We start from the raw sequence: 14,550 nt of genomic DNA, 5'->3' as shown, positions 1-14,550 counted from the left end.
GTATAATACCATATGAAAGAGTATTTTCAGAAAGAGATGTTTTAAATGGTAATTGATTTTCACGTTCATGCCTTTAATCCAAAGGTAGCGGAAAAGGCTGTTGAAAAGCTTCAGGCTTGCAGTGGAATAACTCCTTTCACAAGAGGCACTGCAGAGGAAACCATACAGCGTTTTGACGAATGGGGCATTGACAAGGGCGTGCTGTTATCAGTGGCAACAAAACCTACTCAGCAGAGAGTTATAAACGATTGGTGTGCCCAACAGGACGGCGGAAGATTTATAAGCTTCGGTGGAATACACCCTGACGCTGAGGACTATGAGCAGGAGATAGCCCACATAAAGGAGCTTGGACTTCACGGCATAAAGCTTCACCCTGACTATCAGGGCTTTATGATAGATGATGAGCGCATGGACAAGATATATGACGCCATTGAAAGAGCCGACCTGCCTGTTATATTCCATTCTGGCTATGACTGCGTTTCCCCTGACCTTATCCACTCCACCCCTGAGAGGGCGCTGAGAATGATAAAAAAGCACCCTAAACTCAAGGTCATTCTTGCTCACCTTGGTGCAAACATGATGTGGGAGCAGGTGCGTGACGTTTTGGCAGGAGTTGACGGTGAAGTTTATTTTGACACCGCTTTCACAAGTATGTGTCCTGACGAGCTTATGCAGGCTATCGTTGAAAAGCATGGGGCTGACAGGATACTTTTTGCAAGCGACTGCCCTTGGGACAGTTCCTACCTTATAAAAGAAAAGATACTGCGCTTGAGCATTTCCGAGGATAACAAAGATAAAATTCTCGGCGGCAACGCAGAAAGGCTTCTTGGCTTAAAATAAAATTGTGTAAATTCTGAAAAGAGGATATAAAAAATGAGATCAAAACTGCTTGCGGCTGTGCTGGCTTGTTCTGCGGTTTTCGGGCTTGCGTCATGTGGGGCAATGCTTCCGGAAAGCTCCTCCGAAACGGAGACCACCACGGGTACTGCCGCTCAGAGAGTTATAGAGACCACAAAGACCGCCACAATGGGCGACGATTATGATGAGGACGATGAGGATTACGAGGGCTACACCACCACCACTTCTGTGACGGCAGGCACACTTGAAAACCCAGACGTAAGCATTGACGAAGGCTACGACCCTGACATAATCGCAACGGCAACAAAGAGGACGACCACCACCACAACCACAACATCTGCCGAAACAAAGGCGACTAAAAAGACCACCACCACAAAGTTCAAAAAGGACACACTTTTCCCTTTGGGTGATGATGTGAAATACCCTGATTCTATCCCATTTCTTGTAAAGTCAGACACCTCTTATCTTAATCTCAGATACGGTCCGTCAAAGAAATATGACGTGATAGAAAAGATACCTGACGGCAAGACCATAAACGGCTATGGCGAGAGAACAGACGGTGACGGAAACATATGGGTATATGTAAAATATAACAATAAAAGCGGCTGGGTAATGAAAGAGCTTCTCAGCGGCACTGAATAAACGGAGGACAAATAATGGACAGCTTCAAGGAACAGATAGTTCGCAAGATTCCCACAAAGAACGATAAGATACAGAAAATTTTCATCATGATAGCAAGCGTGGCACTTGCCGCACTGTGCTTTATCTTCCCTTTCGGCACGCAGTTTTCTGTAATAGGCATTTTTCTTGCCGCCGCCGCACTTTATGGCGGTTATTATCTTACAACAAAACTCGATGTGGAGTATGAATACATTTTCACAAACGGAGAAATAGACGTTGACAAGATAACGGCTCAGCGTTCAAGAAAACGCCTTATCACATTCCGTTGCGGCAGTGCGACAGATTTCGGCATTGCTGACGAGAATTTCTCTGTACCTGAGGGCGCAACACAGGTCCTTGCCTGCGCTTGTGACGATAGCCTTACAGACTACTACATAACATTCAACCACAAAAATCTCGGGCTTACAACTGTTATTTTCACACCAGATGACGATATGCTGGCACTTATGAAGCCTGCGCTTCCGAGAACACTGAGGAAATAAAAATGAAAATATTTGTCGGAACTGATCTTATTGAGATCGAACGCATAAAAAAAAGCTGTCAGAGCCGACGTTTCTGTGAAAGGGTTTACTCCGAAAAGGAGCTGACCCTTTTTTCACAGAAGAAAAACCCATACGAATCCATGGCGGCGAATTGGGCGGCTAAGGAAAGCTTCGCAAAGGCTTTAGGCACAGGGGTCGAGGGCTTCGCCTTGAACGAGGTGTCATGCTTGCGTGACGAGCTTGGCTGTCCTTATCTGGAGCTTACGGGGAATGCGCTTTTGGCGGCTGAAAATAGGAGGCTGACCTTTGCGGTGTCACTTTCCCACATCAAGGATATCGCTTCGGCAGTGGTGATAGCTTATGAAAAGGAGGATAAAAATGGATAGGATATTAACAGTGGAGCAAATGACATTTTGCGAGCATGAGGCTGAAAAATATGGCGTGAGCCTTGCTCAGCTCATGGACAATGCGGCGGCACAGCTTGCGGAGGTCATTGCGAGCAACTCGTCTGCGTCCTCAAAGATAGTGCTTCTTATTGGCAAGGGAAACAATGGCGGTGACGGACTTGTGGCGGCAAATTTACTTGCGGAACAAGGTCTCAAGCCTGCGGTGGTCCTATGCTGTGGCGAGCCTGACACTGACCTCTCCTCGGCAGCGTATGCTAGGCTTGATAAGAGCGTAGAGGTGCTGAAAGCTGAAAATGCGCTGGATTTTATCGAGGATGCAGACGTGCTTGTGGACTGCATTTTCGGAACGGGTTTTCACGGAAGCTTGCGTGAAAATATCCTGCCAGTGTTCAGAGCTTGTAAAAAATGTGAAGGCATGAAGATAGCCTGCAACCTGCCGTCGGGAGTCAACGCACGGAATGGTCAGGCTGACAAGTTGTCGTTCAAGGCTGACGTGACAGTGACCTTTCATCGTGGCAAGCTGGGTCTTTATTTACAGCCTGCGGTGGACTTTTGCGGTGAAATTCTGGTAAAAGATATCGGTATTGACGAGCGTTGCGAGAATACCCTATACCCTGTTATAACGCCTTTTGACGTGGTAAAAGCAAGGGCTTCACTGCCTTTTAGACCTGCTGACGGACACAAGGGCACGTTTGGCAAGGTGGTGAGCGTGGCAGGCTCGGAGAGCTATATAGGTGCGGCAGGGCTTTCAGCAATGGCGGCAATGCGAACAGGCGTGGGGCTTTTTGAGCTTTGCACTGCAAAAAGCGTAGTCAACTCCCTGTCGGCTGGTATGTATGAATGTACATACTCGGCAATGAAAACCGACAAGGACGGCTTTATGGTGGCTGAAAATGCGGAGACGATACTGAAAAAGTGCGAAAAGGCAAGCTCTTTGCTGATAGGCTGTGGGCTTGGTCACACGGCTGAAACGGAAAAGCTGGTGGCGGAGCTTATAGAAAAAGCGGAGATACCCATAGTTTTGGACGCTGACGGAATAAATTCACTTTGTCCGAATATAGATGTACTGTTGAAGAAGAAAAGTACAGTTATCCTCACCCCTCACCCTGCGGAGCTTGCAAGGCTTTGTGGCGTGACGGTGGGCGAGGTCATGTCGGACAGACTTGGGTTTGCATATAGGCTGTCAGAAAAATATGGTGTGACAGTGCTTGCGAAGTCGGCTGACACCTTTGCTGTGGACGGTGGGAAAGTTTATCTTTGCACCGAAGGCACAACTGCGCTTGCAAAGGGTGGCTCAGGGGATATGCTTGCAGGCATTGTTTCCTCCTATGTGGCTCAGGGGTTCGATGCTCTTGATGCGGCGGCACTTGGGTCGTTCACACTTGGCTCGACGGCTCTACTTGCAGGATACAAAAGATCTGAGCGTGGAATCATTGCAAGAGATGTTATTGACGCTTTGCCACGATTTTTGTATGACCTTGAAAACGCCGACTAGGCTGTACTAAAAACAAAGACCTTCTTCTTATGAAGAGGGTCTTTTTTAATGGAGGGCAAAATGAAAAGAACAAAGGCATTTTTTCTAACGATTTTGGCGGTAATGGGCTTATGCTCATGCGGTGAAAGCACCGAAGTCAAACCCGTAAAGTTGGCAGAAGATTACAAGACCCCGGCCGAGTTCACCATTGACGGCACGGAATACGTCGCAAGCTTCACCCGTGAGGGCGCAGATATGTGGGAGTGTGAGATAACTGCGCCAGAAACTGTCAGCGGCATGGTGATAACCTGCTCAGGAGAAAGCGCACGACTAGAATACAAGGGTTTGACCTACGAAACTGACCGAGGGAACATACCCGAAAGCTCCGCTGTCACAATGACCGCCTCTGTGCTTGACAAGCTTATTTCGCAGAAAGGCGTGACGTATCTCAAAAATGACAAGGGAGATATCACCGCCACGGGACAGATAAAAGGTCAGGATTTTTCAGCTAAAATCAAGGACGGAAAGGTAAAAAGCCTGGATATATCAGGGGAGGTAAGCGTAAAATTCACATAAAAAAAGGTGCAGAGAAAATCTGCACCTTTCTTATGTATGGAAATGAATTATTTACCAAAGTTTGCGCAAGCGATAACGTTACCGTCCTCGTCCTCAAATCTGAGGTCAGCAATGTAGAAATCAGCCTGGTTTGGAATGCCCCATCTCATAAGTGAAACATACTGTGGTTCAGTTGAGTTTACAAATGTAGCACCGTCCTTGATACCAGGTCTCATTGTAAGCTCATAGGAACCCCACTCAGAAGTCCACTCAGCCTCGCCGAAGTCATAGAGGTCGTTCCAACTGTTTTCACCTTCACCTGTTGTAGGCTGTGTAACGAATGCACCCATGAAGTTACCAGGAACGAGTGATTTTGTGCCGTCGTCACCAGTGAACTCGCCAACTGCCTTTGTAACTACGTCAGCCTTGATAGTGAAGATCTTCTCAAGATCAGCTTCCTGACCCTCGAAGAGCTTCTCCATGTGGAATCTAATCTTAGGGATCTTGTAGTTGCCATTATCCTGATCGAGAGTCTCGACCTTGATCATTGGAATACCTGCAAGCTCCTCAACAGAGATATTTACATGAGACTCATCGTTCTCGTAATCCTTCTCAGCGAAAGGTTCAACGATAGAAGCAACGTCCATATCCTTCTTGAAATATACAGAAGCCTCCTCATAGTTCTTCAGAGTAGCTGGCATTTCGGAAATATCCTTTGCAGCCTCGCCCTCAGACTCTGTGCCGGAAGCGGCTGTTGAATCAGCTGTTGACTCAGGAGCGGCTGTTGTTGTAGTAGCCTCTGTTGTTGTAGCAGCTGTAGTTGTTGTTGTAGTAGTTTTTGCCTCAGCCTTTGATGAAGAATCATCAGAGCTGCCGCAAGAAGCGAACATAGCACTTGTAAGTGTAAGTGCAAGAGCGCAAGCTAAAAACTTTTTCATTTTAATAACCTCCGTTTAATTGTCACGCTATACACATAGCCTGACCTATATTTACTTTTGTATTATAGCACAATTGTCACATATTTTCAATATACTATTTGCACAATTTAAGCACATGATTTCATATGTTTTGCACAGAAATCGTTTACAAATTAGTGCAGGTTACACAAACGAACAAAAAACAGAGCTTCCCGAATGACAGAAAGCTCTGTATAAATTCACTTATTCAAGTGTGTTATCTGTGAGAGATTACTTTCTCTTAGAAATAACGATAGCTGCACCAGCAAGTGCTACGCCAGCGAGTGCAAGACCTGCTGTTGCGCCTGTAGCTGCTGTGTTGTCAGAAGCTGCTGCGGAAGATGTAGCTGTTGTAGTTGTTGTGCCAGCCTTTGAAGATGTTGTGCCAGCTGCTGTTGAAGATGTAGCTGCTGCAGAAGACTTGTCGTCCTTCTTAGAATCGTCCTTCTTAGAATCTGTGCCTGAAGGTGTTGAATCAGTCTTAGAGCTTGACTCCTCAGCTACTGGCTTCTTCTGAACTTCCTTCTTGTCCTTGTTAGAACCAGCCTCGAAGAGAACGTTGCCGTCAGCGCCAAGAACCTTCATACCTACAACGTCGATACCCTTAAGGTCTGCTGCCCAGTTGTTGATACCAACTGCTGCGTAATTATCAGCATCGCCGTCTGTTGTTGCGAAAACAGGAGCGTCGCCGAGGTATTCAAGAACGTATGTGCCTTCCTCTTCTGTTGTGTAGCAGAGAGTATCCTTTGGCTTATCGTCCTCAACCCATGAGCCGCCAGCCCAGTCCTTAGCGTTCCAGCCACCAGACTTTGAGTTGAAGTTGATTGATCCGCCACCGCCGATCGTGTTCCAATCGTTGTTGTCAACCTTGATTGTGAATGAAGCACCGTAAACAGCTCCAAGGTCAGAGATAGCATCCTTGTTTACAGCACCCTCTGACTCATCGCCATTGAAGAATACAGCAAAAAGGTCATCCTGAGTCTGTCTGCCGATTGCAAGAAGGTCATCGCTTACGTTGAGCTTTGTGCCTGCTGCAGATGCTGGGATCATTGCCATAGAAGCTACGATAGCTGCTGCTGACATACCAGCGAGAATCTTAGAAATTTTCATCGTTAATCTCCTCCATATGAATATAATTTTATGAATTGTCATTCAATTCTAGTCTTATTATAGCAGACTTTCTCCCTAAAATCAAGGGGTTTTCACTTTTTTTATTCCAAAAAGTGTTGAAATTTCTAACAATATTGTCACACTTCTTTTGTGCATTAATCACAGAAAACGTTATCACCTCTTATATTTTACAACATTTTCCCGTTCTATCTGTCATTGAATCTCTGCAAGAACTGCTTTGTTCTTTCGTTCTGGGTCTGACCGAAAACTTCCTCCGGAGTACCCTCCTCCACGATATAGCCGTCGTCCATAAAGATAACATGGTTTGCCACATCACGGGCGAATGCCATTTCATGGGTGACGATGACCATGGTCATTTTCTCTTTGGCGAGCTCTTTTATTACCTTTAATATCTCACCTGTAAGCTCAGGGTCAAGTGCGGAGGTCGGCTCGTCAAAGAAAAGTATCTGCGGTTTCAAAGCCAATGCTCTTGCGATAGATACACGCTGCTGCTGACCGCCTGAAAGCTCGCAGGGATAAGACTTACCTTTAGTTTCGAGTCCCATTTTCTTTAAAAGCTCCTCACAGTTGGCTTTTGCCTCCGCTTTTGGCTGTTTAAGGACATGGAGAGGGGCTTCCATTATATTCTGATTTACAGAAAAGTGCGGAAAAAGGTTGAAATTCTGGAACACAAGACCTATTTTCAGGCGTATATCCCTGAGGGTCTTAGAGGGTGCATACGCCGCCTTGCCATTTTCTGTATGGAACATATTCACGCCGTCAACGTTTATCTCTCCACCGTCTGCTTTTTCAAGCTGGTTTATACAACGCAGAAGCGTTGATTTACCGCTTCCTGACGGACCTATTATTGCGACTACCTCGCCCACCTCAACGTTAAAAGAAATATCTTTGAGCACCCTAAGGCTGTCAAAGCTTTTAGAAATATTTTTCACTTCAAGAATAGCCATATGAGTTCTCCTTATTTATAATAGTCGAATTTCTTTTCGATAACGGCAAATGCCACCGTCACGATAGCGTTGAGTACGAAATAGAATGCGCCTGCGATAAAAAGCGGTGTTATTGAGCTATACAGGTTCATCTGCTGTTTTGCCTTCATTGTTATCTCAGCGAATGCGATAACGTTTGCGAGAGAGGTATCCTTTACAAGGACGATGACCTCATTCGATGTGGCAGGGATAACACGCTTTGTGACCTGCGGCAGGATTATTCTAAAAAATGTCTGCATTTTCGTCATGCCGAGCATTGAAGCCGCTTCGTACTGTCCCTTTGGGATAGCCTCGATACCGCCTCTGAATATCTCTGCGAAATACGCCGCATAGTTAAGGACAAATGCCGTAACAAGGGCGATAAACATATAGTTCTCATTGTTTTTTATATTGGTAAGCACGTCATAGATACCGCCTGTTTTGCCCTGCTTTGCAGCACTTGCGATAATAAGCGGTACTGCATAGTAGATAGCGATTATCTGAAGCATGAGCGGTGTGCCACGCATGACAAGTATATAGAGATTTGTCAGCCACGAGATAGGCTTGAAGCGGCATTTTTTCAGCATTGTCACAAGCACTCCCACAGGTATTGAAAGCACGATGGTCCATGCAAAAAGTTTCAGTGTATTAGGCAGGAACTCCAGCAGGATCTCCGTGACCTTTTTTACTTCCTCAAAAGTCATAAATATTCATTCCTTAACAAAATATTACGATAACACGTCACCGTATCAGCGTATTAATACATTATACTACATATTTTGCGACTTGTCAAACGGAAAGAGTGAGGAATGAGGAATGAAGGTATCGCCTGCGGCGATGATTTTTTTCATTGCGAACTGCGTTCGCACAATTAACTCACCAATGGTCTTATTAACTTACCTCTTGGAGTATCTCAAACCACAGCTATGCTAATTCCTCATTCCTAATTCCTCATTTGTCATTCCTCACTCCTCACTTTAAATCAGTTCTCTTCGTTCTTTAAAGCCAAAACCGCTTCACGGACTTTCGCCATAAGCTCTTCGGGGGTTTCGCCATTAGGATAAATAGGCTCACCATAAACGACTTTTACTTTATATTTGCTAAGGCGCTTCCAGTTGAAAAGCCTTGGGAGCTTTCTGTCTGGTGGGAATATCTCGTGTCCGCCTTTGATGTAGGCTGGTACTATAGGTACATTGGCTTCGATAGCAAGGACGGCTGCACCGCTTTTGAACTTGCCCATTTCACCAGTTTTGCTTCTTGTACCCTCCGGGTGAACTAGCACGCCCCATTTCTGACCAAGCTTTTTACGCAGAGACGCCATTGTTTCGTCTACTCTTCCGCCCCTGTCAACAGGCACCATACCGCCTATTCTTACTATAAGTCGGCTGGCTAAACTGCCGTTGAAAAGCTCTTTTTTCGCCATACAGCAGAATTTTGCAAAACGCTCGTATCTGAAATTCAGGGTGAGGAAGATAAAATCAAAATTTGAAACGTGATTTGCACAGATTATATAACCGTCCTTATCAGGTAGATTTTCCTCGTTGGTGACCTTGACTTCATAGAACGCTGTCACAAGATTTCTGTAAAAGCGGTAAATACGATAGTCTATCTTTTTCTTGTCCAGAGGATAGAGCATTGATCTCACTGTTTGCGGCTTTATGCGGTTTGGGTTTTGAACGAGGGCGATAAGCTTGCCCACTGTCATATCCTTATCCATACAGCCGTCAACACGCACACCACTGAACTCCTCTATCTCCAAAGCAAGCTCGATAGCTGAGAGGGAGTCTATGGTGAACTCCTGCAAAAATTTTGTACTGAGCTTGACTTCATTCGGCTGAACGTGTGCTATTTTTGCCACGGCGTTTCTCACCATTGACGGGATATCCGACGGGTCTATACTATTTTTCGCCTGCTTTGTAAGGCTGTCAAGGTCATCCTCCATGACCATTTTCTTCAGCAGATAACGCTTTGGCTTGCCGATAGCTGTTCTTGGTATAGAATCCACAAAATGTATGCCGCTTAGCTTCATTGCCTGACCTGCGGAGGAGCTTATTTCTTTTAGCTTTTCTTCTGTCTGCTCACGCTTATCATCAGCACAGACCACAAAGGCGTGCACCTCGTCATAGCTTCCCTCTTTCGCAGGCACTCCGCAGACCACAAGCTCGTCAACGCTCTCGATGCCCCTATAGACCTGTTCGATATCGTCAGGGGCGGCTTTTTTGCCTGTGGATAGGACAATATTTTCTTTACATCTGCCGAGAATGACGATATTTTTATGCTTATCGAACTTTGCAAGGTCGCCTGACTTGAACCAGCCGTCAGGATTGAAAGCTTCATCTGTGGACTTTTTGTCGCCATAGTAGCCTATCATCATATAAGGTGACTTTATGAGAAGCTCACCGCTGCGGTCAATCTTAACTTTTATATCAGGATATGGCTTGCCGCAGGTGTCAGCATAGACGTGCTTGCCATATGTGCCGATAGTTGGTATGCTCGTTTCGGTCGCACCGTAGTTGTTCACAATATTAAAGCCTGTGCCATAGAAGAAATCAAATGTATCCTTTGACATCGGTGAGCCTGCGGAGCAGAGAAATCTAAGTTCGCCGCCCAAGACTTTGTGTATCTTTGCGAAGATCTTTTTGCCGCTGTTTATGCCGTAGATCTTACGCTGATGAAGTGCAACAGGAAACATTTTCTTGAAAAGTACTGAAGATACTTTGCTTGCGTTGATCTGCTGCATTATCTGGGTTTTCAAAAGCTCATAGACCTTTGGCACGCCCGGGAAAACTGTCGGCTTGAAGTTTTGGAAGCCTGCGGAAAGACCCTTTGCGGAGAGAGACTCTATAAAGCACACTGTTCCGCCTGTGAGGAGTGGGGCTAAGACCTGTGCAAAAAGTCCGTAGATATGGCTGTTTGGCAGGATTCCGAGATAGCGTTCGTTATCGGTTATGCCGTTGCACCGGCAGACCATTTTGCAGGAATTTATCTGAGAATCGTGGGTGTGCATGATGCCTGAGGCTGTCCTTGTCGTACCGCTTGAAAAGATTATCACTGCGATATCAGGGTCGCCTACTTCACCTTGGCGGAGTATATTTTCCCCTGAACCGTCAAGTCTGTCAAGCTGGTTTTGGATATCGAGAACAGGTATATTTTTCACGCTTGTAAGCTTCTTTGCCGCCTTTTGAGAAGCGACAACGCACACAGGCTGTGACTTTTTCACCAGTGTGACAAGCTCTGCCGCAGGAAGCGAATAATCCAAAAGAACGGCTGTGGCGTTTAGCTTTGCACAGGCGAGGAATGCGATATTCCACTCAGGTCTGCCCTCAGAGGCGATACAGACCCTATCCCCTGCCACTACGCCCATGGCTTTCAGGCGGCTGCAAAAAATATCTACCTGCTGCAAAGTTTGTCCGAATGTATATTCCTTTGTTTCACCCTCGTCGTTCATCATCACGAGAGCGGTTTTGCTATAGCGGTTTATTGCCGTTTTTCTAAATTCGTTATAAATGTTCATGGCAGTTTCCTTTCCGCACCTCAGACTTTCTGAGAGTTGCCCTTCATTGTATGTTCAAGCGCCTCGACAGCTTTTTCGGAGCTGTCAAGGAGGTTTTTGAGATTTTCCTCGCCCAGTGCGTCAACAAACACGCTGAAATATTTTTCAAGACGCTGCTGCTTTTCTTCAATGGATTTTTCACCTTTTGGGAGGAGTTTCACCTGCACACGGCGTTTATCCTCAGGGTCACGCACAAGGCTAACAAAGCCTTTTTTCTCCATTGTGCTGAGCACTGACGTTGCTCGCTGACGTGATATCATAAGGTCACGGCTTATGTCTGAGGGGTAGACTATGCCCTCGGCTGTGCTAAGATAGACTATCACTTTGCTTTCGCCCTGAAAAAGCTCTGCAAGATCGTCCATATATCCTGTTTCAAAAAATCGTCTGAAAACTTCTCCAAAACGCTGGGCTGTTTTATCGTTCATTGTTATTCCTCCAAATGTCAAGGCGGTTGATTGTCAACACTGTTGATTATACACCCTATTGATGAATTTGTCAAGTGCTATGGGCGGTATGGTACAAATGCCCTTGACAAAATGTCTATATCATACTATAATAATATGGTATAAATCTTTCGGCAAATGCCGAAACACCGAAAGGAGGATATGCTTTTCAAAGGTCGAAAGGCATGATCTGGATATGATAAAGGACGTACAGGAAAAAATTCTTCAGTTAAAGAAAGAAAACGATATTTGTATACTTGCGCACAGCTATCAGGCTAAGGAGATAGTAGAGATAGCAGATATTACGGGTGATTCATACAAGCTAAGCGTTGAGGCGCAGAAGGTCTCAAACAAAAACATACTTATGTGCGGAGTGCATTTTATGGCTGAGGCGGCAAAAATGCTCAACCCTGACAAGAACGTATATCTTGCAAATCCATCGGCAGGCTGTCCAATGGCAGAGCAAATGGAACCTGAGATGATAGAAATGATAAAGGCGCAGGAGCCTGACAGAAAGGTAGTATGCTACATAAACACCACAGCCGCACTCAAGAGGGTTTGCGACGTTTGCGTTACTTCCTCGTCTGCGGTGAAGATAGTAAAGAACATGGACGCTGACAAGATATTGTTCATTCCTGACTGCAATCTTGGTGCATTCGTAAAAAAAGCCTGTCCTGAAAAGGATATAAAGCTTTTGCAGGGCGGATGTCCTGTTCATGCGTCGGTAACAAAGGCTGACATGATAGCGGCTAAGACGGCTCACCCTGATGCACTGGTGCTTTGTCACCCTGAGTGTATCCCTGCTGTAAGCGAAATGGCTGATTATGTTGGTTCGACTTCCGGCATAATGAATTTTGCGGCTGAGTCTGACGCAAAGGAATTCATCATAGGCACTGAGATATCCATTGCGGAACATTTGCAGTACAGATTCCCTGAGAAGGAGTTTTACATACTCTCAAAGAAGATACTTTGTCCTAACATGAAGCTCACCACTCTTATGGATGTTTACAAGACTTGCGAGGGCATCGGCAACGGCGGCGGTTTTGAGATAAAGATGACAGACGAGGAGATAACCTCTGCAAGAAAATGTATCGACGAAATGATACGTCTTGGGGGCTGATATAATGGATAATTACACCATAAAGATCGCAAAAGGGCTTGCAAACAACGCAGACGCCAGACTCATAAGACAGCAGGTATTCGTTGAGGAGCAGGGCTTTGTGAACGAATTTGACGATATCGACCATGAGGCTTATCATGCTGTTATCTACACAGGAGGATATCCCATTGCAACAGGCAGGCTGTTTGACGAAAATGGCGAAGCGCACATTGGACGTATCTGCGTGAGAAAGGCATATCGTGGCAGAGATCTTGGCAGAATGATAGTGGAAGCCCTTGAAAAGCAGGCTGAAAAAGTGGGCTACAAGGAAGTCGGCTTATCGGCGCAAACGAGAGTACAGCAATTTTACGAGAAGCTTGGCTACACGGCATATGGTGATGTTTACAAGGACGAATACTGTCCGCACATTGCAATGAAAAAGACCCTTTCAGGGGAATAGATATGAAAAAGGATGACTTGGGGTCGTCCTTTTTTTGGTATTTGATAAACACAAAAAGTTTGTGGAAGGAACGGGCGACCAAAGGTCGCCCCTACAGGAATGGTGCGACAAATAAGAAAGCGGAACACGGATATGTTTTTTTGTAGGGGCGAACAGCGTTCGCCCGTTTACCGCAAGATTGCCCACCGCTCGCAAGATATCAATTCGCCCCACAAAAATTGCACATAATTTGCACACAAAAAAAGGACGGAATCGCTTCCGTCCTTGATTTTTTTAGCTATTTACTGTTTCCATGATAGCGTCAACTATTTCAGGGAAATACCAGCCGCCCTCGGATCTGTTGAGAAGTCCGAAGTTCTCACCGTTTCCTATTCTTGTGCCGTTATCCCACCAACAGCATGGTACGCCATACTGCTTTGCGGTGCTGAGATAATCCTTTACACACTGAACTCTTGCTTCTGTATTAGCCTTATTTACAGAGCCGAACTCACCGATTATTACAGGTATTCCCTTGCTGAGGAACACTTCATTGATATCGGTAAAGAGTGTTGTGATAGAAGAATCAATGCTTGTATACTGGTCTGTGCCCGCGGTATCAAGTGCGAATGAATATGGAAGATAAGCGTGGATAGAAACTATTATCTTATCGTCGCCCTGCGGAACTTCCAAAGCCTCCATATTCTGCTTTGTTGATGATGCGGCATATGGTGTTACCATTATACATCTGTTAGGATTGTTTCCGCCAGAAGCACGGACTGTTTCAACGAACGCCTTTGCGTACTGATTTACGACCTCTCTTGACTCAGCGTCGCCTATCCACTCGTTGCCCTCGCCTCTAAGTCTAGGTTCATTCACGCCCTCGAAAATGAGGTGCTCGTCATAGCCCTGAAATCTGTCGCATATCTGTTTCCAGAGGGCTTTGAGCTGCTCTATATCCTTATCGGCACGGTCTTTCTTAGGCATATACCACTCCTCGTGGTGGGTGTTGAGGATAACGAACATTCCGTTGTCGATACCGTAATCGACAATTTCCTGAACTCTGTCCATCCATGCCTCGTCAACTGTATAGTTCTCGTCCATGTGAGTGCCCCATGAAACAGGAAGTCTGAACACGTTGAAGCCTGCGTCCTTGACCTGGTCTATCATCAATTTTGTGGTTTCCACATTTCCCCATGAGGTTTCAGCGCCAAGACCTGAACCGCCTGTGGCGTCCATGGTATTGCCAAGATTCCAGCCCACTTTCATCTGAGCCACAAGGTCTTTTGCAGTGGTCACTGTCATAGGGTCATTGGTATGCTTCTGAGTATTTTCTGTAGCTGAAGAATCGTTTTCAGCCTTTGAGGAGCTGTCCGAACTGCCACAGGCTGTCATCATTGATACGCCCATTGCAAGGGAAAGCACTGCTGCAAGTAGTTTTTTGATTTTCATATTTTGGTTTTCCTTTCTCACCATATAAAATAATAACATTTATATTTTAGCTCATTAA

Annotated in this window: 15 protein-coding genes; 8 read left to right on the top strand and 7 right to left on the bottom strand. The window is 45.6% G+C overall.

Translation table 11 applies throughout. From position 1 onward, the window contains the following. Window positions 1-45 precede the first annotated feature (45 nt). From OCV57_RS09535 to OCV57_RS09510, 6 genes are read left to right on the top strand one after another with little or no spacing between them, the layout of a single operon-like run. A complete protein-coding gene (locus tag OCV57_RS09535; protein WP_267301333.1) occupies window positions 46-840 on the top strand; it encodes an amidohydrolase family protein in 795 nt (264 codons plus the stop codon). 33 nt (window positions 841-873) lie between these two features. Beyond that, window positions 874-1,500: an SH3 domain-containing protein gene (locus tag OCV57_RS09530; protein ID WP_195249444.1), complete on the top strand. Its 627-nt coding sequence runs from the start codon at window positions 874-876 to the stop codon at window positions 1,498-1,500. A gap of 14 nt (window positions 1,501-1,514) precedes the next feature. After that, window positions 1,515-2,021 carry a DUF6106 family protein gene (locus OCV57_RS09525; protein ID WP_022287735.1) on the top strand — a complete coding sequence of 169 codons (507 nt, stop codon included), beginning with the start codon at window positions 1,515-1,517 and terminating at the stop codon, window positions 2,019-2,021. Between the two features lie 2 nt (window positions 2,022-2,023). Beyond that, complete coding sequence (acpS, locus tag OCV57_RS09520; protein ID WP_046439454.1) at window positions 2,024-2,407, top strand: holo-ACP synthase; 384 nt, start codon at window positions 2,024-2,026, stop codon at window positions 2,405-2,407. Beyond that, window positions 2,400-3,923, top strand: coding sequence for an NAD(P)H-hydrate dehydratase (locus tag OCV57_RS09515; protein ID WP_267301331.1), 1,524 nt, complete (start codon window positions 2,400-2,402; stop codon window positions 3,921-3,923). Before acpS ends, OCV57_RS09515 begins: the two co-directional genes overlap by 8 nt. A 60-nt stretch (window positions 3,924-3,983) precedes the next feature. After that, window positions 3,984-4,478 (top strand): hypothetical protein, encoded by a 495-nt coding sequence (locus tag OCV57_RS09510; RefSeq protein WP_267301329.1) that lies wholly within the window; start codon window positions 3,984-3,986, stop codon window positions 4,476-4,478. Between the two features lie 47 nt (window positions 4,479-4,525). Here OCV57_RS09510 and OCV57_RS09505 read toward each other — a convergent pair whose 3' ends face one another. From OCV57_RS09505 to OCV57_RS09480, 6 genes are all read right to left on the bottom strand, one after another. Further along, window positions 4,526-5,395 carry a hypothetical protein gene (locus tag OCV57_RS09505; protein WP_267301327.1) on the bottom strand — a complete coding sequence of 290 codons (870 nt, stop codon included), beginning with the start codon at window positions 5,393-5,395 and terminating at the stop codon, window positions 4,526-4,528. Between the two features lie 249 nt (window positions 5,396-5,644). Further along, complete coding sequence (locus OCV57_RS09500; protein WP_022287740.1) at window positions 5,645-6,523, bottom strand: NPXTG-anchored protein; 879 nt, start codon at window positions 6,521-6,523, stop codon at window positions 5,645-5,647. Window positions 6,524-6,729: 206 nt separating this feature from the next. Beyond that, window positions 6,730-7,491 (bottom strand): amino acid ABC transporter ATP-binding protein, encoded by a 762-nt coding sequence (locus OCV57_RS09495; RefSeq protein WP_022287741.1) that lies wholly within the window; start codon window positions 7,489-7,491, stop codon window positions 6,730-6,732. A gap of 11 nt (window positions 7,492-7,502) precedes the next feature. Continuing rightward, window positions 7,503-8,213 (bottom strand): amino acid ABC transporter permease, encoded by a 711-nt coding sequence (locus OCV57_RS09490; RefSeq protein WP_022287742.1) that lies wholly within the window; start codon window positions 8,211-8,213, stop codon window positions 7,503-7,505. A gap of 278 nt (window positions 8,214-8,491) precedes the next feature. Then, window positions 8,492-11,023, bottom strand: a complete 2,532-nt coding sequence (locus OCV57_RS09485; RefSeq protein ID WP_267301325.1) for an AMP-binding protein — start codon at window positions 11,021-11,023, stop codon at window positions 8,492-8,494. Between the two features lie 20 nt (window positions 11,024-11,043). Further along, complete coding sequence (locus OCV57_RS09480) at window positions 11,044-11,487, bottom strand: MarR family winged helix-turn-helix transcriptional regulator (RefSeq protein WP_117924559.1); 444 nt, start codon at window positions 11,485-11,487, stop codon at window positions 11,044-11,046. A gap of 214 nt (window positions 11,488-11,701) precedes the next feature. Between OCV57_RS09480 and nadA the strand changes: the two genes are divergently transcribed. Next, a complete protein-coding gene (gene nadA, locus OCV57_RS09475; protein WP_195220982.1) occupies window positions 11,702-12,625 on the top strand; it encodes a quinolinate synthase NadA in 924 nt (307 codons plus the stop codon). Between the two features lie 4 nt (window positions 12,626-12,629). Continuing rightward, window positions 12,630-13,064, top strand: a complete 435-nt coding sequence (locus OCV57_RS09470) for a GNAT family N-acetyltransferase (protein WP_195247315.1) — start codon at window positions 12,630-12,632, stop codon at window positions 13,062-13,064. Between the two features lie 273 nt (window positions 13,065-13,337). Here OCV57_RS09470 and OCV57_RS09465 read toward each other — a convergent pair whose 3' ends face one another. Continuing rightward, entirely contained in the window at window positions 13,338-14,492 is a 1,155-nt protein-coding gene (locus OCV57_RS09465) for a glycoside hydrolase family 5 protein (RefSeq protein WP_267301323.1), read from the bottom strand. Between the last annotated feature and the right edge of the window lie 58 nt (window positions 14,493-14,550).

The sequence above is a fragment of the Hominimerdicola aceti genome, from assembly GCF_025567495.1.
Taxonomy (GTDB): Bacteria; Bacillota; Clostridia; order Oscillospirales; family Ruminococcaceae; genus Hominimerdicola; species Hominimerdicola aceti.
This window is presented reverse-complemented; position numbering and strand designations above follow the sequence as displayed.

Excerpts from the sequence above, each read along its gene's own strand:
- OCV57_RS09535 (WP_267301333.1), top strand. The coding sequence starts at position 46 with ATGGTAATTGATTTTCACGTTCATGCCTTTAATCCAAAGGTAGCGGAA.
- OCV57_RS09530 (WP_195249444.1), top strand. The coding sequence starts at position 874 with ATGAGATCAAAACTGCTTGCGGCTGTGCTGGCTTGTTCTGCGGTTTTC.
- OCV57_RS09525 (WP_022287735.1), top strand. The coding sequence starts at position 1,515 with ATGGACAGCTTCAAGGAACAGATAGTTCGCAAGATTCCCACAAAGAAC.
- acpS (WP_046439454.1), top strand. The coding sequence starts at position 2,024 with ATGAAAATATTTGTCGGAACTGATCTTATTGAGATCGAACGCATAAAA.
- OCV57_RS09515 (WP_267301331.1), top strand. The coding sequence starts at position 2,400 with ATGGATAGGATATTAACAGTGGAGCAAATGACATTTTGCGAGCATGAG.
- OCV57_RS09510 (WP_267301329.1), top strand. The coding sequence starts at position 3,984 with ATGAAAAGAACAAAGGCATTTTTTCTAACGATTTTGGCGGTAATGGGC.
- OCV57_RS09505 (WP_267301327.1), bottom strand. The coding sequence starts at position 5,395 with ATGAAAAAGTTTTTAGCTTGCGCTCTTGCACTTACACTTACAAGTGCT.
- OCV57_RS09500 (WP_022287740.1), bottom strand. The coding sequence starts at position 6,523 with ATGAAAATTTCTAAGATTCTCGCTGGTATGTCAGCAGCAGCTATCGTA.
- OCV57_RS09495 (WP_022287741.1), bottom strand. The coding sequence starts at position 7,491 with ATGGCTATTCTTGAAGTGAAAAATATTTCTAAAAGCTTTGACAGCCTT.
- OCV57_RS09490 (WP_022287742.1), bottom strand. The coding sequence starts at position 8,213 with ATGACTTTTGAGGAAGTAAAAAAGGTCACGGAGATCCTGCTGGAGTTC.
- OCV57_RS09485 (WP_267301325.1), bottom strand. The coding sequence starts at position 11,023 with ATGAACATTTATAACGAATTTAGAAAAACGGCAATAAACCGCTATAGC.
- OCV57_RS09480 (WP_117924559.1), bottom strand. The coding sequence starts at position 11,487 with ATGAACGATAAAACAGCCCAGCGTTTTGGAGAAGTTTTCAGACGATTT.
- nadA (WP_195220982.1), top strand. The coding sequence starts at position 11,702 with ATGATAAAGGACGTACAGGAAAAAATTCTTCAGTTAAAGAAAGAAAAC.
- OCV57_RS09470 (WP_195247315.1), top strand. The coding sequence starts at position 12,630 with ATGGATAATTACACCATAAAGATCGCAAAAGGGCTTGCAAACAACGCA.
- OCV57_RS09465 (WP_267301323.1), bottom strand. The coding sequence starts at position 14,492 with ATGAAAATCAAAAAACTACTTGCAGCAGTGCTTTCCCTTGCAATGGGC.